A 22,841-nucleotide genomic window follows, 5' to 3' on the forward strand; every position below is an offset into this window, starting at 1 on the left:
AAACTTTATTTCGCATCCTGTTGCTGTGACAGGATCAATTCAATTTCTTCTTGTGCCGCCGCTTGAAGTTTGGTTTTGAGCTGTTGCAAAGTTTGCTCGATATAAAATTCCGCTTCAAGTTCTAAGCGAGTGCGTAAGTCTTGATGTTCAGTTATTTCTGGTACAGGCGCATGTTGTTCAGCCACTGCTGATGTCACGGCATGATTTTCACTGCGGTTAAATTGCTTAATCTTTTGCGTATCAAATTTTCGTTGATTGTCAAAGTTTGAGGTATGACTTTGTTGCTGAAGCTCTTGGGCAAGTTGTTGTAAATAGGCATCTTGATGCTGTGCTTGGCGTTGCTCTTGAGCTTCGAGTTCTGCCACTTGTTTGGCTTCGAGCGCACGCTTTTCGGCGAGCGCTTGTTCAAGTTCGGCTTGGCGCTGACGTTTGCGCTGTTCGGCAAGCCTTGCTTGTTCGGCTAAAATTTGTTGTTTGAGATCAGCATAGGCACGTTCGATAATTTTTTTATTTTTTTGCTGTAAAACAGCATCTTGATACTGCCATTTGGTGATATGCTCATTTGAGTTGAGTAGATCGCAGATGTGATTGAGCTCATCAGAAAATGTTTGGCGAACGGCTTCAGGTGTGGCGAGCCAACGTTGTGTAAAGTTTTCACCGACATTCAGTGCCACGATCGACTCCTCGATGTTTGATCATTTAAAAATAAAAAAGCGCTTAAATCTTATGTACCGCAGGCTCAACATCACTCGCCCGATAGGCTTTAAATACTTGGCGGGACAAGATTTTTTCATCTTCATTATGCCCGACTATTTCGATTAAATGTAGTGTGCCGTGCTTGATTTCTGTTAAATCCAAAGCCTGCCCTGTGAGATTGATGCAGACTTCACTGTGTCTAGGCGGTGGATCACAACTGATCAGAATCGGTGTGTTTGACCGCTGATGTGCTACATCGCTTGTACTTTTTGCATTATCAATTAGAAGATGTGGCACAAAACTGCTTGGCGCAAAAGTCCAAAGCTGATCGTCTAACTGCTGTGCTTGCGCAACATCACGACAATAAATCCAAATCGGATGCTTGGTATAAATTTGCTGACACAAACGACAGACCACCTCGGTCTGCGTTTGCGACGATTTTTCAACCAAGTAAAAACTAATTTTCATGCAATTCTTACAGTCTTAATTACTGACACGGTTGACAAGGAATTGCATCAATAGTGGGACAGGACGACCTGTTGCGCCTTTTTGTGCACCTGAAAGCCACGCTGTACCTGCAATGTCTAAGTGCGCCCAACGATAGTCACGGGTAAAGCGTTGCAAGAAGCACGCCGCAGTGATCGCACCACCATAAGGCCCGCCGATATTACCCATATCTGCAAAAGGCGAATCTAACAATTCTTGATAATCATCCATCACTGGTAAGCGCCATACACGGTCAAAGGACTGCTCACCCGCATCAATCAAGTCTTGAGAAAGCGCATTATCAGGACTAAATAGACCTGAAAGCACTTTACCCAATGCTACTACGCATGCGCCTGTAAGTGTTGCAATATCAATCACCAGTTCAGGCTCATAACGTGCGATATAGGTCAAAGTATCACACAGCACTAGGCGACCTTCGGCATCGGTATTCAGCACTTCGACGGTTTGACCGCTCATGGTGGTGACGATATCGCCTGGGCGAGTGGCATGACCTGATGGCATATTTTCCGCGCAAGCCAGTGCACCCACCACATGAATCGGTAATTTACTTTCACACAAAGCACGCATCACGCCGAGTACCGTTGCTGCACCGCACATATCGAATTTCATTTCATCCATGGTTGCCGCAGGTTTCAGTGAAATGCCGCCTGTATCAAAAGTCACACCTTTTCCGACCAGCACCACAGGTTTTTGTGCTTGTTGAGAATTGTATTCAAGTAAAACAACACGTCCTGAACGCTCCGAACCTTTACTCACGGCGAGAAAAGCATTCATGCCAAGATCAGCCATTTGCTGTTCATTCAGTACCTTCACGTTGAGCAAGTCTGGAAATTCACCTGCCAATTTTAACGCTTCATCTGCGAGATATTCTGGGAAGCAGACATTGCCAGGAGTGTTGCCAAGATGACGGGTGAAATGCTGACCTTTTTGAATGGCTTGCAGTAGCGTCAATTGTGCGCTATCGAGTGAAGTTTTTTCAGCAAAGAAGTTGATATTTTTTAAGGTGATTTCTGATTTTTTGGTTTTGAATTGATCATAGGCATAGTTGGCTTGGGTCAAAGCCAATGCAAATTGATAATGCAATGCTTCAGGCAAATTGCTCAGATCAATGGTGATGGTTTCAGCCAGTTTTTGTGTGGCTTTGACGATACTTTGTGCGAGCTTTTGCAGTTTAGAACCGTTTAATTGCGCAATATCACCCAGCCCAAGTACAAAGAGTTGTGGAAAAACATCACTTTGTGCATAAACAGGCTGTAGTTGGTTGAATTTGCCTTCAAATTGGCTGAGTGCTAACCACTGTTCAAGATTGCCGATTTCACTTGCTTTAAGTTGCGATGCAATATTTTCACCATCGCCTGCTTCTTGGATGAGACGAATAACAGGTTGTGCTGTGATTTCAGCGGCTTGTAGGTCGGTTATTAAATTCAGTTTCATAAAGTAATCATTATCCTAAGCAGTCATTGGCTTTGATGCATGTTGTGTAAGTGGTGCAACAATATCACCATAATATACCCCTTTATTGCAGGTCTGCAAAATAGCACTCGAGCAGACATTCAGGTAAACTAGCACAATTTATTTCATAATAAAGTTTTGGGAATTTGCCTTTGATTATTACCCGATATTTGGTCAAGCAAGTGGTGACAACGTCATCTGTGGTTGTGGCATTGCTGACTTTAGTGATGCTCGGTGGTCGCTTGATCAAGTACTTTGGTGTCGCTGCGCAAGGGCGGATGGATGCAGGGATTTTATTTAGCATCATCGGCTATCGTTTGCCTGAATTTTTGACTTTAATTTTACCCTTGGGTTTTTTTGTCGGTTTAATGTTGGTCTTTGGGCGCTTGTATGTCGACCATGAAATGGCAGTACTCAATGGTAGTGGTGTTAGCCGTGGACAGCTTGGGCGAAAATTATTGCCTTTAGCCATTGTGGTCATGGCAATCCACACTGCATTAATGCTGTGGATTGCGCCGTGGGGAAATCGTTCATTTGATCATCTGACCACCACGCAAGCGGTGCGCAGTGGCTTTGATATGGTGCGCCCAAAAGAGTTTATTTCGAGTGGTGTGTATACCATCTATGCGGGCGATTTGACTGAAGATCGGCGTAGTCTCAAAGACATTTTCTTCTATCAAAAAGCTGAAAAAGCGGGACAGCCTGATGTGATTATTCTCGCTAAAGAAGCACGTCGTGTCGCCGCAGAAAATGAAAAAGCCAGTATTGTTGATCTGTATCAAGGACGTCGTTATAGCTTTGTCCCAGGACAGCCAAAATATCTGCAAGCCGAATTCGAAAGCTATCGCTTGCGCCTTGAACCTGAAGATGATGGTGAGGTGTCAGCACAGCGTATCGAGTCGATGACCATGTCGCAAATTTGGAGCAAACGTCAGCAAAGTGATGTGATCATGAGCGAGTTGGGTTGGCGAATCTTTGCGCCATTCGTGATTTTATTGGCGTTGCTACTTGCAGTGCCTTTGTCTGAGGTCAGTCCACGACAAGGGCGTTATTATCGCTTATTTCCTGCGATTATGATTTTTGCCAGTTTGATTGTCGCCATGATGGCGATCAAAACCCGCATGACTAAGGGTGAGCTGGGGATTTGGGCGTATCCTGCGATTTTAATCATCTATACTGTGGTCGGTTTAATCTTTGCCAAGAAACACAAGCTCGCACCAAAAATTAAAAAGCATTTAAATCAAGGAGCAAGCTAATATGTTGTCACGTCGTATTCTTGCTCGGCATGTCATCAAGGCAACAGGTGTTGCCATGATTGGTGCAACGGCGATTTTATTGTTATTACAGATGCTCTTTGGCTATCTTGCAGAGCTTGGCGAACTCAACGAACACTATAATGCTTGGCAGGCGTTGCTGTATATTTTGTGGGATGCGCCGAGTAAACTGCTGGAACTATTGCCGATTGGTGCATTGATCGGTGCAGTGGTCGGCTTGGGCACGATGGCATCAAATAGTGAGCTGGTGGTAATGCGTGCCTCAGGTGTGAGTCTGTGGCGGATCGTCGGCTGGGTGATTCGTCCTGCATTATTATTGATCGTATTGTCTTTTGCGCTGAGTGAATGGGTGATCCCTTATACCCATGAGCAAGCCAAAGCGGTGCAAAAAGAAAACTATAGCGCGTCCTTGGGGGAGGTGCGTGGCTATTGGACACGAGAAGGACAGCGTTTTGTGCATATTGATTATGCCAATGCGGGTGGACATTTGCGTGATGTGCAAGTGATTGACTTCGATGATAATTATCGAATCGTTTCCACCATTAATGCTGACGAAGGGCAGTTTAAACAGAATCAAAACTGGACGCTTTCAGGCATTGAGCAAGTCGATATTTTTCCGATGGGTGAAGCACAGCAAACTACCCGTGCCGCAGAAAATTTGCCATTGGCGTTACAGCCGAAATATGTGCATATGGTCACGGTCAATCCTGAGGATTTGGCACCAAGCCAGTTGATTAGTTTTATGAGCTATATGCAAGAATATAGCCAAGTGCCGAAGAAATATGAGCTGGCTTTTTGGAAAAAACTAGCATCGCCTTTGGCATTGATTGCTTTGGTGGTGATTGCGTGCTCATTTATTTTTGGACCATTACGACAGCAATCGATGGGTTTTCGTCTGGTGATTTCGCTATTTGTTGGTTTGGGCTTTTATTATTTGCAGGATTTTTTGGGCTATGCCAGCCTGATCTATAGTCCATCGGCGGCGTGGTTTGTGCTTGTGCCAATTTTCTTAATTTTAGGCGCAGGTGCGGTGCTATTACATCGCATGCGTTAAATATTTGGTTTAGTATCGTTGAAGTTTAATCTAGATAATGTTATTTATATTTAATTATGAATTTAAATAATTAATTATTTTGGATTAAGCGCTGAGTCATGACTGTATTTTTAATTGTAATCAATGTGTTATTTATTGCCATTCTGGCATGTTTAATTAAACCAAGTTTTGCTGCGAAATATAACAATGGCAATCCGCCATCTCGCTGGATCTTTTTTATTCTTTTATTGATTGTCGTTGCTATTCGGAATGCTGTAGTGGGTCTTTAGTCTTTAAATATCAGTGATATGCTGACATTTAAAATGTGTGAAGTGCTGTGCAAGCTGTTTTAGCCGTGGTTAAGCTAAAGGTGAGATCAGGGTGATGCATAGATTTACCCCGTAATTTTGAGTAAAATTATCTCACTTTTGAATTAGAACCTGAGATGAAGCAATGACGGATGTAGCAACGCATAAAATTCCCCACGTATTGGTGATTATGGATGGCATTGGTCATCGTGAAGCGGTCGAAGATAATGCATTTTTGGCGGCGAAAACACCACACTTGACGGCAATGAAACAAAATCATCCGCATAGTCTCGTTTCTGGTTCTGGTGAAGATGTGGGCTTGCCTGATGGTCAGATGGGGAACTCCGAAGTCGGTCATATGAATCTTGGCGCAGGGCGTGTGCTCTATCAAGACTTTACCCGCATCACCAAAGATATTCGCACAGGGGATTTCTTTGAACATGAAGTGCTTGTTGATGCAGTGGAAAAAGCCAAAGCGACAGGCGGTGCTGTGCATATCATGGGCTTGCTCTCGCAAGGTGGCGTGCACTCGCATGAAGATCAAATCGAAGCCATGTGTGAGTTGGCACTCAAGCGTGGTGCAACCGTTTATCTACATGCTTTCCTTGATGGACGTGACACTCCACCCAAAAGTGCTGAGCCAAGTTTAAAACGCTTCGATGCTCTATTTGCGCAGTATCCAAATCAAGGGCGTATAGCTACCATGATCGGGCGCTATTTTGCCATGGATCGTGACAATCGTTGGGATCGAGTTGAGCAGGCTTATCGGCTGTTGACCGAAGGCGAAGCGATTCGTGTGGTAGATAGTGCGGTTGATGGCTTAAACCAAGCCTACGCTGCTGAAGAAACCGATGAGTTTGTCAAAGCAACCCGTGTTGGCGATCTCGCAACCATCAACGATGGTGATAGCATTGTCTTTATGAACTTCCGTGCTGACCGTGCCCGTGAACTGACCCGTGCTTTTGTGGAAAAAGGCTTTGCAGGTTTTGAACGCAAGACCGTGCCAAACTTAGCCAAATTCGTGATGCTGACTCGTTATCAAGCCACCATTGATGCACCTGTTGCCTACATGCCTGAAGAATTGAAAAATTCAATTGGTGAATATTTGTCAAACCTTGGCAAAACCCAACTGCGTATCGCTGAAACTGAAAAATATGCGCATGTGACCTTTTTCTTTAGCGGTGGTCGTGAAGACGAATATGAAGGCGAAACACGTATTCTCGTTCCATCGCCGAACGTCGCAACTTATGATCTACAGCCTGAAATGAGTGCTTATGAGGTCACGGATAAACTGGTTGATGCGATTAATTCTGGTACATACGATCTGTTGATTGTGAATTACGCCAATGGTGATATGGTTGGACATACGGGTGTATTCGATGCGGCGGTGAAGGCGGTTGAAGCGGTGGATACCAGCTTGGGTCGTGTTTATGATGCAGTGATGGCGAATAAAGGGCATATGATTGTCACTGCCGATCATGGTAATGTTGAGCAAATGCAGGATTATGACAGCGGACAAGTGCATACCCAACACACCACAGAGCATGTGCCATTTATCTATGTTGGACCGACTTCGGCGACCATCGCTGACAATGGTGTTTTGGCGGATGTTGCGCCGACCTTGTTACACTTGATGAATATTCCAGTACCCGCAGAAATGCAAGGACGTAATCTGATTACGACACGCTGACTAAGACACGCTGATTTCGACGCACAGATTCTCAACTGATTTGCCGATTCATTGGAAAAGGAAGCCATGATGTCAAAGACCTCGCCATTGATCTTCACTTCACTGATCACGACTTTGGGCATGTTGCCCATGACGTCTGTTTGGGCAAATCCGAATGCTGTATCACCTCCAATTGAGCAATCACAGACGGTGTTGGCACAAGCGAATGCGACTTCAACGGATAGCGTGGATGATTTTAATCCTCCAAACGATGCGGATACTGTGCCAAGTGATGCCAATATGGAGGATCAGCTCAGTCTTGATGATGAAGAGCTGGCAAATTCGCCTGATGATGCCAATGTCGAAGATATCCCGATAGATCAGATTCGGCAATTTGTTGAAACTTTCCAGCTGGTCAAAAAGAACTACGTGGATAATGTTTCCAATGATCAGCTCTTTGAGCAAGCCAGTCATGGTTTACTCGAGGGGCTCGATCCATATTCACGCTATCTGACCGATGAACAATACCAACAACTGATGCAGTTTACCGAAGGGCAAATTGCCAAAATTCCATTTCAACTGAGCTACGTTCCCGAACAACATCAATGGCAAATCGCAGGGATTGCCAATGGTTCGGATGCCTATGAACTGGGTTTGCGTAATGGCGAAGTGGTTGAAAAAATTAACAATAATGCCGTGCAATATCTTGATCAACGTACTGTCGATAACCTGTTGACAGGATCACTTGGTAGTGTCGTCAAGCTGAAGATCAAACGGGGCAATCGTTCGGTGATTGCCGATGTGGTGCGAGATCAAGCGTTAAATTATGATGTCGAACCTTATTTGACCGATGAGCGCATTTTGATTTTAAAAATCAAAGCCTTTCAGCAAGATACTGTGCCACAAGTACAGCGTTTACTAAGTACCTATCAGCAACGTGCGCCAATTCGAGGGGTGATCATCGATATTCGTGACAATCCAGGTGGTTTGCTCTCATCTGCAGTGGAGCTTGCGGATTTATTTTTGGAAAAGGGTTTAATTGTCAGCACCAAAGGGCGTATCGAAGCAGCACAGCAATTCCAAGCCTTAGCCAGTCAAGATCCGATCACTTACCCTGTGGCGATCCTGCAAAATCGGTTTTCAGCCTCTGCATCAGAGGTATTTTCTGCGGCTCTGAAAGAAAATCAGCGTGCGACAGTGTTTGGTGAAACCAGCTATGGCAAAGGCGCAGTACAAAAACTCTTTCCACTACAACAAGGTGCGGTGCAATTGACCGTTTCGCACTATTTCACGCCAAATGGTGAAATGATCGAAGGCAAAGGTATCGAAGCAGATCGTAAACTGAATATGAGCGATCAACAGACTGATCGGCAAATCCAAGAACAAGCCAGCAATCAGTTTGGGCGTATGATTCCATAACCGACATGCCCGTCGCTGAAAATCATAAACTAATTATCACTCACTTAGCGCTCTGATAATTACTGACTTCAATCAAATTCAGATCAGGGTCTCGAAAGTAGATTGAGCTGATTTTTCCTGTTGCGCCTGTGCGTTCAACGATACCTTCGAGGATATCGATATTTTTTTGTCTGAGCTCGTGTAGGACTTCATTTAAATCCGTTTCGGCGATAAAGCACAAATCTGCTGAGCCACACGTCGCTACGTGTGCTTTGGGCTCAAACTCCTTGCCTTTTTCGTGTAGGTTGATTTTTTGTTGACCAAAACGAAGCGCTTTTCGATTGTGTGCAAATTCAACCACTTCAAAGCCTAAGACTGTGCTGTAAAACTGAATGGTTCGCTCAATATCAGCAACAGTCAAAACCAGATGATCAATACGGTCAATTTTCATCATGACATACCTAACAATTCAATGGTGTAACGCCTTATTCTTCTTCGTCACTATCCAGTTCAAATTTTTTCAAACGGTAGCGTAATGATCGGAAGGTCATACCGAGTTTTTTTGCCGCCAAAGTGCGATTCCAATGCGTCGCATCAAGCGCTTGAATTAATAAACGTTTTTCAATCTCAGCTAAGTAATCTTCTAATCCCTCTTGCGGTAAACCCGCTTTGCCTAGTTTGGGTAGCTCAGGTTGCTTACTTGCGTTGGCGTGTTGGTTATTCGAAGTTGTTGATGCTTGCCCTAAATTTTGCTGTGTAATGCTTGGTTCGGCAATACTTGGTGCACCATTGCTGGCGTGTTGGCGTAGACCTTGGATATGCTCACTGCGAATGGTTTCGCTATCGCATAAAGTCACGGCACGCTCCATGACATTGCGTAACTCACGCACGTTGCCTTCATAATAACCCGTCAACAGATGCGATTTGGCGGTACTCGAGAGTTGCATTGGTTCGAGTTGCCAGTCTTGGCAAATTTGCTTTAAGAAATGTTCTGCGAGCAAAAGAATATCATCGCCACGATCTCGTAGCGGGGGAATCATCACTTCGATGACATGGATACGGAAAAATAAATCTTGACGGAATACGCCCGCCTGCACCATTTCTGCCAAGTTTTTGTGGGTGGCGCTCAAGATGCGAATATCGACGCTAATCTCTTGATCACTGCCCACAGGACGGATTTTTTTCTCTTGAATGGCACGCAGTAATTTGACTTGCATGGCGAGTGGCAGATCAGCGATTTCATCTAAAAACAAGGTGCCGTTATGCGCTGCTTGGAATAGACCAACCTTGTCTTGGTGTGCGCCTGTAAAGCTACCTTTTTTATGTCCAAAAAATTCACTTTCCATCAGCTCTTGTGGAATCGCACCGCAGTTTACAGGAATAAATGGACCTTCATTGCGATTGCTGAGTTGATGAATCAGCCGTGCCACCACTTCTTTCCCTGTGCCCGATTCACCCGAAATATAAACAGGTGCTTGTGAGCGAGAGAGCTTACGCAAAGTGCGTTTCAGCTCTTGCATGACCTCAGACTGCCCGAGCAACAACTGATCTTCAATTTGTAGATCTAAGGAAGAAATCGGATTGATATTACTTTCTAGCGCATGGGCAAGCAGTGCTTTGAGCTGGCTTTGTTGAATTGGTTTGCTGACAAAATCAAAAGCGCCTGCTTTCAATGCAGAAATAGCAATATCGATGCTACCGTAAGCACTGATTACGGCAACAGGTAAGCCCGTATAATTTTGCTGAATATGTTCAACCAGCTCGATGCCATTACCATCAGGTAAATTGAGATCAGTCAGGCACAGATTGAAGGATTGCCGAGTCAGTGCCAGCTTGGCTTGACGGACATTTTCAACACACACGCAATCGACCGCTAAGCGCTTCAAGGTCAGTTGCATTAAAGTGCGAATGTCTTCTTCATCATCGACGACCAAGGCAATCGGTTGTGCCATCGTAAATTTCCCCTAAAAATAAAAAAATTATTAATCTTCCATACGAGCACATTCTATACGAAAACATGCGCCTTGTGTCTGTGGCACATAATTCAAATGGGCATGATTGGCTTCACAAAAAGTTTTGGAAAGATAGAGTCCAAGCCCTGTGCCGTTGACCGACGTGCTATGAAAAGGCTCAAATAAATTTTGTAATTGGGCATTATTCACCCCCGCACCTTGGTCGATAATATCAATAAATGTGGCATCACCAACATGATAGGCTTTGATGTCAATACGGCTATTCGGCACATGCTGATGACCGTGACGCACCGCATTGCGAATCAAGTTAATCAATACTAAACGTAGTTGATGCGGATCGAAATGCAGTTGCGTTTTGTCTTCAATGGTCAGGCGCAGATGTTTTTGCACATCCATCAGGTCTTCACGAATAAACGAACGCAACCACGGATACAGCTCAATCTGCTCAGGCACTGTTTGATTTTGCCTTGACATATTCAGGGTATCTTCAATGGTGCGATTGATCCGTTTGCATTGCTTATCAATCATCGCTGTGAGGGATTTCAAATCCTCATCCAAGTCCTCTTCGAGTAACTCATTGGCTTGACTAATGGCAGAGAGCGGATTGCGAATTTCATGTGCGATACTGGCAGAAAGCTGCCCGAGCGATGCCAATTTTAAGCGTTGCACCTGTTGGTTGATCTTATCCATGCTTTCGATGGTAAATAAGGTGAGTTGTTGGGTCTGCTGATGTGTAACGATCGGACGATAATGAATATTGAGTAACTCACCATTTTCGGTCTTATAGGTAAAACTGCCTTTGAATGCACGAGATTTTTGTGCACGTAATTCATCAAAAAGCTCTTGATCGATATGCTTTAAATCTTTGGTGCGTAACAACATTTCGGTAGACAGTTGGAGCAATCGTTCCGCAGACAGGTTAATACTGATAATGATGCCTTGTTGATCGAGCACCATAAAGCCTGTGTCGAGCTGTTCGATGATGTTTTGATTAATTTGTTGCAGTTGGAAGATCGCAGAGCGTTGCGTTGTCGCCACGGACTCGGCAAAATTCAAACGGCTAATCCCAATCCGTGCAATGCCATAAGTACCAATAAAGACCAAAGTAATCAGACTTGAAGTACCGATGAAGGCGACATTATCTGGACCAAAAATACTATAAAAAAACTGCTGATACACCACCGCAATCACACTGAGCAGGGTAATGATCATGGCGAGATTGGCAGGCAATAACATCACCGCAGCCAGCACCAACATCATAAATAACAAGACAATGGCGATATTCGGTCCCGTACTGAGATATAAAATGCAACTGAGATGAATAAAATCAATGATTAAATAAATAAACAACTGGCGCTGTAAATGGATTGGCTTATAGCGAAAGGTCAGAAAATTCACCGCACAAATCAGCACATAAGTGATACTGAGTGCAAGATACGCCTGCGGATGGCGCCCGCCAATGAGCAAGTCATTTAAGCTGACTAATAAAATCGCCAGCAACCCTAAAGCGAGAAATAAACGATAACCCGTGTAAGGTGCACCAAGTCGCTTTAATGTTTCATCTTGATGTGAATTTTGTGTTGTGCTCATTGTTGGGAGATATGGTTGTTATTAAGGCTTTATTAAACCATAACGCATCGCCAAATGGGTGAGTTTTACGTCGCTGTCGACATTTAATTTTTCAAAGATACGATAGCGATAAGTGTTCACCGTTTTGACACTGACAAACAACTTATCTGCAATCTCTTGGGCGCTGACGCAGTTGACCACCATCATCGCCACTTGCATCTCTCGTTCAGACAATGCATCAAAAGGGGACTGCTGATGGTCTGAGAGATAAGAACTCGCCAACTGCTCGGCAATATCAGCACTAAAATATTTACCGCCTTGGGTGACTTTCTTGATGGCTCGCACCATCTCCGTCATCGGTGCGCCTTTGGTGATATAGCCTTTTGCGCCCGCTTTGAGCAACATCGATGGATAAGGCTCTTCAGATAAGCCACTGACAGCAAGCACATGGGTGTTGGGCACGGACTGTAACAAGCGACGTGTGGTTTCCACCCCGCCAATGCCAGGCATGTTGACATCTAACAGTACCACTTCGGGTTGGAGCTGTTTGCAGAGGAGAATCGCTTCTTCGCCAGATTCGGCTTGTCCGACCACATCGATCTCGGGATGATCTTCGAGCATACGACAAATACCTGTACGAACCAGCTCATGATCATCAACAACTAATACAGAGATCACATTTTTCTCCCTAAAACTTAACTTTTTTGTTACATAACGCAAAATTCACTTGCAATTACATCGTAATTTTAGCAATCCTATAACAGAACCCAACGAATTTGCTATCTGATGTTTGAACAATGATACATGATCAAGCATTAGGCAAGTCATTTTTTAGCGCAGGAAGCGAAGTTTTATAAAGGTTGTGTGTATGCGTAGAACTCACTCTAAAACTCGACAAGCGATGACTCGACTGACGCTGGCACTCGCCACGATGGTCTCATGTCATTATAGTTTTGCTGAAATTTATATGCAGCAAAACCCATCTAGCAATGCCAATATTGCTTGGTCTGACTCGCAGGCCAGTCAATTTTTAAGTAATGATGAACCCGCAGCGCAAGTAACGACGCAGGTGACACGCTCGCAACCACAAGTGAGAAAATCATCAACGATCGTGCTCAACAATAGCACGCTGGCAAACAAATATCCAACGTCAACAAGCAATTACAGCAACGCATCGTATAGTAGCTACAGCTCGTCGCAACCGAGTGTCAATGCCAAAGCGGCGTTGGTGATGGATGCACAAACGGGTGAAGTGCTGTACGGTAAGAATGCCAATACGGCACGTTCGATTGCCTCGATCACCAAGCTGATGACAGCAGTGGTGATCTCTGATGCACGTTTGGACATGTCTGAGAAAATCACACTACAACCGATCGACTTTGCGGGTGCAGCAGGTAAAAACTCAAGCTCAACGCTTCGTGCAGGCGATACGCTGAATCGTGCGGAGGCTTTACTTTTTGCCTTGATGAAATCTGAAAATCCAGCGGCTGCGGCGCTTGGACGCACCTATCCAGGTGGCAAGAGTGCTTTTGTGGCGGCGATGAATGCCAAAGCCCGTGAGCTTGGCATGCATTCTTCACATTTTTCTGAAGCGACGGGTCTTGATCCATCAAACCAAGCCTCTGCACGTGATCTTGGTATTTTGGTCAGTGCGGCGTCACAATATGGCTTGATTCGCCAGTTCTCAACCACGCCACATTATGACTTCAATCTTGGCTATCGTGTATTGAAATCGAACAACACCAACGCTTTGGTGCGTAACGGTACTTGGAATATTAATATTTCAAAAACTGGCTTTATCAATGAAGCGGGGCGCTGTGTAGTAATGCATACGACTGTCAACCAACGTCCAGCGATTGTGGTCTTGCTTGGTGCATCGAGTAGCTCGGCACGAACCAATGACGCCAATAAATTGTTGACTTGGGTCAGCCATTTACCAAAACGTATCTAACGATTACTGAGTTTGTAAGTTTTTAAAATCCCAAGTTGATGCTTGGGATTTTTAATTTGCATTGATTTAATTTTCTAAAGTAGTTATATCAGTTTCCGTCATTGGAAAAATGATATTTTCAGGGAAGTCTGGGAAAAATTCTTGAAAGTCCTCAGGACTGATCGCTTCATGATATTCAAAAAAATACCATCGATCACTGTCGGTTTTTCGAACCCAAATATCAGTTAAGTTTTTAAGTGTTGTTGTGACCTCATCAGATGTAAACGATATATCTAGAGTAATTAAGCATAATTCTTGGTCGTTTAGGATGAAATTGGCAAATGGCTGATGTACAGCATAGGTAGTCTCCATTTTATCATCGAAAGCACTTTTAAGATCTGCAGTGGCTTGATCAGATGGAATCCATGCGTCTAGATAATATGTCTGCTTGGGATGATTTTTTTGAAATAGCCGTGTGTAATCGTATTGGTTTAAGTGGTTTTGTAAGTCTTCAAATTGTTGATGATCAAAAATATCTTTTTTAACTGCATATATATTTTTGATTTTTGCCATGTCTTTGCTACAGCGCAATTGTTCATCGGCATGACTGAGCTGTATCGCCATCACCCATACCATTACGCAACAAAGACGTTTGATTCCTTGTTTCATATTAGCCATAAAAATGCTCTTTAAGATGCACGCTATATTCAGTGAGATATTGCTGCAATCGGGTTAAATCATTATTTGACTCAATAGCCTGCTGATTCAGGTGTTCGATTTTATGTTGGAGCAATGTCAAAATCTGCTGTTGTTCTTGTTCAGGCACTTGAGCTTTTTCACGTTGTTGCTTCTTGACCTCTAAATAATCCTCTGCCCAATGACGCAAAGGATCATTTTGCTTTATTTGCGCAAATAAGTTGGTAATCAACAGCTCAGGCATGATCTGCTGTGTGGCAAGCTCGGCGGACATCAGTCCACGAATCGAGTAAAACACTTTTTTATAGGTAAAATTATCGGCGCTTTGCATGACGTGCATACCACCTTTTGCCAAAGACAGATAGTGATGATAAAGCGCTTTGTAATCAATGCGTTCAAGCAAACCCGTTTGAAAGATCTGCCATTCTGGAAAGACATTGAAATAGACAATATGCGCTCGTACCCACTCCAGCACTGTGGGATTACTTTTTGCCAGTAGACCAAACATTTTGTTTAGGTCATAAGACACAAAATCAAAGTCACCATCCATGATTTCGATCAAGTCACGATGTTTGCGGTAGTCATAATATTGTGCTTTGGATGGTAGGTGAAAGCCTCGCACATCATAGTCGCTATCAGGACTTGCCATGCCCCACAGACGGCTACCACTTTCGATATAAAACAGTGGAATATCATCACGTTGTTGAAACAGGTTTTGAATTTCGAGTTCGATATTCATCGATGGATTTTGCTCCTAATATTTCTACGGATTTAACAGCTGTTTATTTTTCCGCTATTTATTTTGTTCGAGTAGCACTTGTTTGCTGACTTGCCATTGTCCTTTTTGATACTGCACGGTGTATTTAAATTTATTGGCGGGGAAATTGTTGCCTGAATCCTTACCCCCATATTTATCGTCGGCATAGTTCCACGAGATGATTTCAAAGGTGTCAGCAGAAAGTTGTTTCATCGACTCGAGGAAGCGGAAATTAATATCAGCCGACAGTGCAGAGCCAAAAGCACGGTCATTGATGACCATAAACGGTTTGTAGGATGACTGCTTTTCGACTGTAGAGACATGATATGACCACGTGCCACTGCCACCATCACAGCCCATGTCACCCCCCCAGAGCACAAAGTAGGTTACACTGCCTCGCTGTTGATCTCGCTCAACCTGATAAACATCGTCGATGTCGGTCAAGTGTTGTGGGTAATTATTCTTATCTAAAGTGGTGGTACATGCGCTAACTTCAACATGCTTTTTGATGAGTTGTAGGACTTGTGCTTTTTCAGCATTTTGACTTTTGGTGGCTTGACTTTTGGCAGCAGCAGGTTGGAGGAATACGAGATTTGCCAAGATGAGTGCTTGGCAGGTCATCAGTGTGCGTAAAGTTGTTTTCATGTGTTGTCCTTTTTTCAAAATTCTTTTGCTCTACTTTAGCATAGTCTGTTGTTGAATCAGTAAGCGTTATCAATCATCGACAATTCTTCATCAGTATCGCTAGTCGGCATAGCAACAAGGCACTTGCTTCCATTGTCCATTTGGCATTTTTTGATACAGAATCCCTTGTCCAAAATTGAGCTGTTGCTTTTGTGGATAGCGTGTTGGTCGTCCGTCGAGGTGATCCCATTGCGTCGATTTAACGAATTGTTGCTGTGTGGGATCGTAGCGGAAAAACAGCATCACATCATCCTCAACCCGCTCGCCTACATCTAAAATCAAATCAAAATAGCCGTCATAATCCAGATCGGCATAATTCACTGCATAATCATTTGCTTTAAAGCCAGTCAATGTTTGTTTTACTGCATCATGATTGCGCTTATCGATGACCTCAATCTTGGTAATCCATGCACGATGCCATTCAGGGTCTTCCACACCATAAAACTTAAAATTCAGCAGGGGACGATGATCAATGGGAATCGCTGGCTTGAAAGTCACTTTGCGTGTTGTATTTTCATAGTGATTGATCATGGTGGCGAGAAAACGATTTTGAGTAATATCCAAAGTGCCTTGGAGTTGATATTCAGGTGTCGCCTCATAGCTCAGCTCGGGATTAAAAGATTTTAGTTTAATTTCTAGCCCTTTTTGAAAACCCTCAAAAGACACACCACCACGCTTGGTCAGGTAAAACAACGTGCCATTGGGATTCCATTTGCCTGTATAGAGGTTTAAAAAATATAAACCATCCGTTGAAATCCAATCCCGTTCAGTGGTCAACTTTACTTCGGTTAAGGCTTTGACGGGTTGTTGATCTATGCTTGACGGTGCGTGATGCGCTGAGTCGGGTGGATTGGCATCTGACTGATTAGGATTGCTTTGATTTTCAAAGTCTGGTTTTTTATCTATTGGCATTGATTCATCAACACTTGTCACTGACGGTGTGGCAGCAGTATTTTCTATCAGGGCAGTTGATGGTTCTGTGGTTGATGATTGTGTTGACGGTTCAGCATGAATCAGGCGTTGGAGTTGTGTCTGAAGCTGGCTATGTAGCGGAGAAACGGCGGGTTGAGTGAATAAAAAGAACAACGCAGTACAGCCTATCGTAAAGATCAGGATGAATGTACTGATGATGACTTTTTTGCTCATGATGAAACTGCGCTTAGCTACAGATGTATTGATTAAACCTGAATGTGGTGATCATGTTCAATAAGATTTGTTTCAAACAGTGTGAAATAGAATATGATCTAAGGAAAGCGAAATGATGAACAACCAATAACGCCAGCTCACTGTGAATAATTCGCCGTGAATCACTCAGCGATGGAAAGCCCGATAATGGAAATCTAAACATGAAAAACAGAACCATGAAAATCAGAGCAATGCAAAGCAAATATAAAGTGCAGTGGATCATCTGGCTGATCCTTGTGGTCGTCGTGCTGATCGGAACAGTGTTGTTTAAAATCTCTGTGGTGGTCAACACAGTCCATCTCAAACTTAGCCCACAGCAAACGGCTGAGGTGCAGATTTTTCGGCTTTTTCCTGCGTCGCTGTATATGCAGTTGGCTTTCCAGCGGATACCAAGGGAACGCCCTGAATTGGGGAAATTTAGTACCCGAGCTGATTCGGATGCGCAAAGTGCACAATTATTCTTTGATCAGCCAGGAGCGCCTGTGAAGCTCCTTGTGCAGTCGCCAGAACAGCAGATGGTCTTTGAGGCGACACCTGTCAGTAGTCGTTCGCAAGATACCTTGCGACGTGATCTGTTGCCATATGTCGATGATGGCGATCCACATGCAATGACTTGGCGTAACCGTCAAAATTTTGCCTTGCCGTCTGGGCGAACCACACTCAAAGTGACGGTGATCGATGTTGGTGAGAAAATTCAAGGTGAAGACATTGTGCTTGAGATTGAGCCACCGCTGAGCATTAAATGGGTTCAGGAAAATTATGGTGTGCTGTGGTGGTTTATGTTTTGGCAGTTTTATGCGGGCATACTTTTGCTGTATGGTGCGGTGCTGTATTATTTTTCTAAGCCATTTGTTAAATCAACGGCGGAGTGAGTTTGATTGTAATAATTAGACCAAACGAAATGTTTGGCTTTTTTATGAATGAATTTTAAACAGTTTTGATCTCGGGATTTGACGCAAACATGAGCCACCCTTTTTTCATCCACTTTTCGACATGATCTTTGCCCAGTATTCGTAGTAAATTGTTTAGTAAAGCAAACTTTGCAGGTTTATTGAAAAAGTACACAATGATGCGCACATTGCGATCTATGTCATTATTTAAGCTGAACAGGTCAATTATGTAATCTTTATCAGAAACATCTAGGGAGTGCCCCCAAATGTAGAAAGTAAGATTTAGAGATCGTGTTTCTTGAGTTTGTCTTAATCTTATTCTTTCTCCTCTAGACCGAATTTCTGTAGCATAACCACTGCTAATGCTTTCTTTTAAAATGTTAATGTTGCGATCAGTTTCATTAATCCAGTTTCTATAATTATCTAAGAATAAATAGTCGGTATCTTTAAAAAGTTTTTGATGGTATTTGGTGAATCCATAAGCTTTCAAGCTTCTCAAACATTCATGTTCTAAATCAGAAATGCCTAAGACAATATTTTGGTTTTCCCCACAACTACCGTGTAAATATTCAGTTTCTGTAGAGTTGTGGATTCTTTGATACGTATTCGTATAATTAAAAGAATAAATTTTATCTGGATAAACCCACTGTTCATTGCTTATTTGTAGTTGAGTTTGAGGTTGTAGTTGATTGACTACAAGCAATAAATATTGGTCAAAAATATCAATAAACTCATCAAGCTGATTGTTCAAGTACCCTAAGAAGCATGTTGGATTAAATCCGAATTCTATTTTTGCTCCGTGACAGAAAATCGGATTAATATTATTTCTTTTTACAAGCTTTGAAGATCCATCTAAATGGATTGAGCGTCTAGAGTATTCTTCTAGTGCAAAGAAGTTAAAGAAACCGAGAGTTTTTAACTCCTTTTTTAGCAAATTTCCGTTTCTATCAAGGTTAAAGTATTCATGATACTTCGATGAATTTTCTAACTTCTCAATTTCAACTATGCAGTTGGCTAGTGAATTCAGTACTTCTTCAATTTTTTGCTCAAAATCAATCCATGTATTAATTTCCTCTACATGATTTTTAAAATATTGATACCAGTTATTGAGTTTTAAACGATATTGAAGTTTCACAACGTCTTGAGATGATAAGATGATTTGATCAGTAAGATAGAATTCTTTAGTTTTTGAAATAAAGTTAGCATCACGAGTTTTGGAATATAAGCTATCAAAGTCCATCTCATATTGTGAATTATCATGATCTTTTCTTTTTTCAAAAGTTTTATCAAGAAGAGTCATCCACTCATTTACACTGTGATCTGATAAATCGGGTGCTTTTTTTCCTGTATCAAAATCATCTATAGCTTTCATCACATCCATAAAGTGATCATATTTGGTCGGTAAGTAATGTGATAGATCGAAGCCGTTACCAACGATTAAGATATTCATTGTTATAAAATTCTCATAAAAAAGCGCATCACCAGATACGCTTTTAGCAATTTTTGGTATGGAGTTCAATCTTTGTAGATCGAAGTGTTTAGATTACAAATCAAACAATTTCCCTGGATTCATCACATTGTTTGGATCAAAGACTTGTTTTAAGGCTTTCATATAGCCGATTTCAGTGTCTGAGCGAGTGTAGTCGAGATATGGCTTTTTGGTCATGCCGACACCATGCTCCGCCGAGATTGAACCGTTATATTTCTTCACCGTTTCAAAGACATATTTATTTACCACCTGACATTTTGCAAAGAATTCATCTTTAGACAAATCCGCAGGCTTTAAGATGTTTAAGTGTAAATTGCCATCACCAATATGCCCAAACCAACAAATCTCAAAATCAGGATAATTCTCCGTCACGATTTGGTCGATCTCAGCAATAAATGCTGGCACGTGCGTAATCAACACGGAAATGTCATTTTTATATGGGGTAAATGGCGCAATCGACTCAGAAATGTCTTCACGTAGTCGCCATAAATTCTGCACTTGCTCAAGATTTTGACTCATCACACCATCAAGTACCCAACCTTGTTCCATGCAGTGCTCGAACAATTCCATCGCCTTATCCATGATCGGCTCAAACGGCGCTTCAAACTCAAGCAACACGTAAAACGGACAAGTGCTTTCAAATGGACGTTGTACATGACCATTGTCGAGGACTTTTTGCATCGCCAACTCACCGAAGAACTCGAATGCAGTTAGGTCAATTTTACTTTGGAATGCATGTAATACAGGCATCACCGCATCAAAATCTGGCACACCAAGCACCAACACTTGTAAGTCTTGCGGTTGACGTTCCAGTTTGATTTCTGCTTCGGTGACGATACCAAGCGTACCTTCACCACCGATAAATAAATGTTGTAACGCATAGCCTGTGGCATTTTTGATCATGCCTTTATTGAGATGCAGTATATCGCCCTTACCCGTGACCACAGTCAAACCGAGTACCCAGTTGCGAGTCATGCCATATTTGATGACTTTGATCCCGCCTGCATTGGTGCCGATATTGCCACCGATCTGACTTGAACCTGCCGAGGCAAAATCCACTGGATAATACATGCCTTGCGACTCGGCGTATTCTTGCAGTTGTTCAGTGATCATGCCTGCTTGGATGTGTACCATGCGATCGGCAGGGTAGAAGTTCAGCACCTTATTCATGCGATCAAGACTAATCACCATTTCGCCGTTTGATGCCACTGCACCCGCAGACAAGCCTGTACGCCCGCCAGATGGGGTGATGGCGATGTTGAATTGATTGGCGGTTTTGACCAATTCTGCCACTTCTTCTGTTGTTGCAGGGAAAACTACGACTGACGGGTTCGGATCAAAATGTTTGGTATGATCTTTGCCCCACGTCACCAGCGTGTCGCTATCGGTCTTAACACGTTGTTCACCAACGATATTTTGAATGGTGGTGAGAAAATCAGAAGGTAAATTGACAGAAGCATTCATAGTGCTAAACCCAAATATCGAGATGAAAAGACATGATAAAAAGCCAGTGGATATATGTTATCATACTGCGATTCTTTTTTTGGCCTTTGTAGCGGAGCCGTGATGAGCCAACTTTCACTTCCAAAAGATAAAATTCGTTTTCTATTGTTAGAAGGTGTGCATCAAAATGCCATCGATACTTTGAATGCAGCTGGGTACACCAATATTGATTACCGCAAAACTGCGCTAGAAGGTGATGAGCTCAAAGCAGCGATTCAAGATGCGCATTTCGTGGGCATTCGTTCCCGTACACAGTTGACTGAAGAAGTGTTTGAGTCGGCGAACAAGCTGATCGCTGTCGGTTGTTTCTGTATCGGTACCAATCAAGTTGACCTGAAAGCGGCAATGAGTCGTGGTATTCCAGTGTTTAACGCACCGTATTCAAATACTCGTTCTGTTGCAGAATTGGTCTTGGCGCAAACCATTCTTTTACTACGTCGTGTGCCTGAAAAGAACATGGTTTGTCATCGTGGTGGTTGGGACAAGTCTGCTGTAGGTTCATTTGAGACTCGTGGTAAGACTTTGGGTATCGTCGGCTATGGTTCGATCGGTTCACAGCTTTCTGTACTCGCAGAAAGTCTGGGTATGCACGTGATTTATTATGATGTGGTGACCAAACTACCACTTGGTAATGCACGTCAAGTCGGTTCGATGGGTGAACTCCTAGCCAATGCTGATGTTGTGTCGCTTCACGTGCCTGATGTGCCATCAACTCGCTTCTTCTTCACCAAAGAGCAATTTGCGCAGATGAAAGAAGGCGCCATCTTTATGAATGCGGCACGTGGTACTTGCGTAGTCATCGAAGATTTGGCAGATGCCTTGAAATCAGGTCATTTGGCAGGTGCGGCAGTGGATGTATTCCCGAAAGAGCCAAAAGCCAATGGTGAAGAATTCCAATCTCCACTACGTGGTCTAGACAATGTGATCTTGACGCCACACGTCGGTGGTTCAACCATGGAAGCGCAGGCGAACATCGGTCTTGAAGTGGGTGAGAAATTCGTTGCGTACTCTGATAAAGGTATGACCTTGTCTGCGGTGAACTTCCCTGAAATCGCTTTACCATTGACCGAAGGTCAGCATCGTCTATTGCACATTCACAAGAATGTCCCAGGTGTCTTGTCTAAAATCAACACACTGTTTGCTGAGCAAGGCATTAACATCTCAGGTCAATCACTGATGACTAAAGGGGATGTCGGTTACTTGGTGATGGATGTGGACGCATCTGCATCACAAGAAGCACTCGATACCTTGCACAATGTAGAAGGTACGATTCGAGTACGTGTTTTATTCTAAGTAAAGTTCAAGCATTTATCCTACAAAATCTAAACCATCCTTCGGGGTGGTTTTTTTGTGGGCTGAGCGTGGGAGGAAAAAGTTAATTCAACAATTGCAGTTGTTTAAGTTTTTTCCAGTCTGAGAGTGTCACTTGATCTTTGGCTATCCACAGATGAATCGGCTTTTCTTCATCATATATAAATTGAAATAATAATACTGCGCCAAAGGATTGAATGGATTGTAATTCAGCTTGGTGTTGTGTCGTAGTTTGCGCTGACTTTGATGTGCGTGTTGTACTTTGCTGCAGTGTCCATGTGTCTTGATCAAGGTGCGCCATCGCTGTGTAAGGTGTACGATTTCTGAAAGCATAGCTCAGCAACAGAGCCAAGCTCGACAACGAAAACGCCCAAAGACTAGGCATCATCTGTAGCGCAAGTATCGATAAGATCAGCCAAAGTAGCAGTGGTATCAGTAGTTTATAGACACTGGCTTGGAATGATACATAGAGATTTGATGCGTCCATCCTTAGACATCCTTCTTAACACGTCTTGAT

21 protein-coding genes are annotated in these 22,841 nt (G+C 43.1%); 7 read left to right on the forward strand and 14 right to left on the reverse strand.

Features of this window, described 5'->3' with window-relative positions; genetic code table 11:
• Positions 1-5: 5 nt before the first annotated feature.
• Genes BLQ60_RS03955 through BLQ60_RS03965 form a run of 3 tightly spaced genes read right to left on the reverse strand, consistent with a single transcriptional unit; the run spans position 6 to position 2,598 of the window.
• Positions 6-674: a hypothetical protein gene (locus BLQ60_RS03955; RefSeq protein ID WP_092616393.1), complete on the reverse strand. Its 669-nt coding sequence runs from the start codon at positions 672-674 to the stop codon at positions 6-8.
• A 43-nt stretch (positions 675-717) separates the two neighbouring features.
• On the reverse strand, positions 718-1,164 hold the full coding sequence (locus BLQ60_RS03960) for a DNA polymerase III subunit chi (RefSeq protein WP_092616396.1): 447 nt from the start codon (positions 1,162-1,164) through the stop codon (positions 718-720).
• A gap of 15 nt (positions 1,165-1,179) precedes the next feature.
• The gene (locus tag BLQ60_RS03965) at positions 1,180-2,598 is read right to left on the reverse strand and encodes a leucyl aminopeptidase (RefSeq protein ID WP_378235230.1); all 1,419 of its coding nucleotides are present in this window, start codon (positions 2,596-2,598) and stop codon (positions 1,180-1,182) included.
• Positions 2,599-2,861: 263 nt separating this feature from the next.
• Here BLQ60_RS03965 and lptF point away from each other — a divergent pair, with 263 nt between their 5' ends.
• The 4 genes from lptF (at position 2,862) to BLQ60_RS03985 (ending at position 8,358) form a co-directional block, all read left to right on the forward strand.
• Positions 2,862-3,911 carry an LPS export ABC transporter permease LptF gene (lptF, locus tag BLQ60_RS03970; protein WP_483069163.1) on the forward strand — a complete coding sequence of 350 codons (1,050 nt, stop codon included), beginning with the start codon at positions 2,862-2,864 and terminating at the stop codon, positions 3,909-3,911.
• Position 3,912: 1 nt separating this feature from the next.
• Positions 3,913-4,983 carry an LPS export ABC transporter permease LptG gene (gene lptG / locus BLQ60_RS03975; RefSeq protein ID WP_092616405.1) on the forward strand — a complete coding sequence of 357 codons (1,071 nt, stop codon included), beginning with the start codon at positions 3,913-3,915 and terminating at the stop codon, positions 4,981-4,983.
• A gap of 432 nt (positions 4,984-5,415) precedes the next feature.
• Entirely contained in the window at positions 5,416-6,960 is a 1,545-nt protein-coding gene (gene gpmI, locus BLQ60_RS03980) for a 2,3-bisphosphoglycerate-independent phosphoglycerate mutase (protein ID WP_092616407.1), read from the forward strand.
• Positions 6,961-7,029: 69 nt separating this feature from the next.
• On the forward strand, positions 7,030-8,358 hold the full coding sequence (locus BLQ60_RS03985; RefSeq protein ID WP_171259045.1) for a S41 family peptidase: 1,329 nt from the start codon (positions 7,030-7,032) through the stop codon (positions 8,356-8,358).
• A 40-nt stretch (positions 8,359-8,398) separates the two neighbouring features.
• Here BLQ60_RS03985 and BLQ60_RS03990 read toward each other — a convergent pair whose 3' ends face one another.
• Genes BLQ60_RS03990 through gacA form a run of 4 tightly spaced genes read right to left on the reverse strand, consistent with a single transcriptional unit; the run spans position 8,399 to position 12,557 of the window.
• Entirely contained in the window at positions 8,399-8,788 is a 390-nt protein-coding gene (locus tag BLQ60_RS03990) for a VOC family protein (protein ID WP_092616412.1), read from the reverse strand.
• Positions 8,789-8,822: 34 nt separating this feature from the next.
• Complete coding sequence (locus BLQ60_RS03995; RefSeq protein WP_092616415.1) at positions 8,823-10,289, reverse strand: sigma-54-dependent transcriptional regulator; 1,467 nt, start codon at positions 10,287-10,289, stop codon at positions 8,823-8,825.
• Positions 10,290-10,319: 30 nt separating this feature from the next.
• Positions 10,320-11,900 (reverse strand): sensor histidine kinase, encoded by a 1,581-nt coding sequence (locus tag BLQ60_RS04000; RefSeq protein WP_092616418.1) that lies wholly within the window; start codon positions 11,898-11,900, stop codon positions 10,320-10,322.
• 21 nt (positions 11,901-11,921) lie between these two features.
• Positions 11,922-12,557: a response regulator transcription factor GacA gene (gene gacA, locus BLQ60_RS04005; protein WP_092616421.1), complete on the reverse strand. Its 636-nt coding sequence runs from the start codon at positions 12,555-12,557 to the stop codon at positions 11,922-11,924.
• Positions 12,558-12,780: 223 nt separating this feature from the next.
• On the opposite strand from gacA, the gene BLQ60_RS04010 reads away from it, so the two are divergent.
• Positions 12,781-13,830, forward strand: coding sequence for a D-alanyl-D-alanine carboxypeptidase family protein (locus BLQ60_RS04010; protein WP_092616424.1), 1,050 nt, complete (start codon positions 12,781-12,783; stop codon positions 13,828-13,830).
• Positions 13,831-13,896: 66 nt separating this feature from the next.
• Here the strand turns inward: BLQ60_RS04010 and BLQ60_RS04015 are convergent, their stop codons facing one another.
• The 4 genes from BLQ60_RS04015 to BLQ60_RS04030 form a co-directional block, all read right to left on the reverse strand.
• Positions 13,897-14,487 carry a hypothetical protein gene (locus tag BLQ60_RS04015; RefSeq protein WP_143005177.1) on the reverse strand — a complete coding sequence of 197 codons (591 nt, stop codon included), beginning with the start codon at positions 14,485-14,487 and terminating at the stop codon, positions 13,897-13,899.
• Positions 14,480-15,244, reverse strand: coding sequence for a nucleotidyltransferase domain-containing protein (locus BLQ60_RS04020; protein ID WP_092616430.1), 765 nt, complete (start codon positions 15,242-15,244; stop codon positions 14,480-14,482). Before BLQ60_RS04020 ends, BLQ60_RS04015 begins: the two co-directional genes overlap by 8 nt.
• Before the next feature lie 54 nt (positions 15,245-15,298).
• A complete protein-coding gene (locus BLQ60_RS04025) occupies positions 15,299-15,907 on the reverse strand; it encodes a hypothetical protein (RefSeq protein ID WP_244515959.1) in 609 nt (202 codons plus the stop codon).
• A gap of 99 nt (positions 15,908-16,006) precedes the next feature.
• Positions 16,007-17,092, reverse strand: coding sequence for a hypothetical protein (locus BLQ60_RS04030; protein WP_143005178.1), 1,086 nt, complete (start codon positions 17,090-17,092; stop codon positions 16,007-16,009).
• 200 nt (positions 17,093-17,292) lie between these two features.
• Between BLQ60_RS04030 and BLQ60_RS04035 the strand changes: the two genes are divergently transcribed.
• Positions 17,293-18,003: a hypothetical protein gene (locus BLQ60_RS04035; RefSeq protein ID WP_092616436.1), complete on the forward strand. Its 711-nt coding sequence runs from the start codon at positions 17,293-17,295 to the stop codon at positions 18,001-18,003.
• 55 nt (positions 18,004-18,058) lie between these two features.
• Here the strand turns inward: BLQ60_RS04035 and BLQ60_RS04040 are convergent, their stop codons facing one another.
• Both BLQ60_RS04040 and BLQ60_RS04045 read right to left on the reverse strand, forming a co-directional pair.
• Positions 18,059-19,471 carry an AbiH family protein gene (locus BLQ60_RS04040; RefSeq protein ID WP_092616439.1) on the reverse strand — a complete coding sequence of 471 codons (1,413 nt, stop codon included), beginning with the start codon at positions 19,469-19,471 and terminating at the stop codon, positions 18,059-18,061.
• A gap of 93 nt (positions 19,472-19,564) precedes the next feature.
• Complete coding sequence (locus tag BLQ60_RS04045) at positions 19,565-20,974, reverse strand: FAD-binding oxidoreductase (protein WP_092616442.1); 1,410 nt, start codon at positions 20,972-20,974, stop codon at positions 19,565-19,567.
• A gap of 102 nt (positions 20,975-21,076) precedes the next feature.
• Between BLQ60_RS04045 and serA the strand changes: the two genes are divergently transcribed.
• A complete protein-coding gene (serA, locus tag BLQ60_RS04050) occupies positions 21,077-22,306 on the forward strand; it encodes a phosphoglycerate dehydrogenase (RefSeq protein ID WP_092616445.1) in 1,230 nt (409 codons plus the stop codon).
• 82 nt (positions 22,307-22,388) lie between these two features.
• Here the strand turns inward: serA and BLQ60_RS04055 are convergent, their stop codons facing one another.
• Positions 22,389-22,811, reverse strand: coding sequence for a hypothetical protein (locus BLQ60_RS04055; RefSeq protein ID WP_092616448.1), 423 nt, complete (start codon positions 22,809-22,811; stop codon positions 22,389-22,391).
• Positions 22,812-22,841: the final 30 nt, after the last annotated feature.

The organism is Acinetobacter marinus (genome assembly GCF_900096915.1).
Classification (GTDB): domain Bacteria; phylum Pseudomonadota; class Gammaproteobacteria; order Pseudomonadales; family Moraxellaceae; genus Acinetobacter; species Acinetobacter marinus.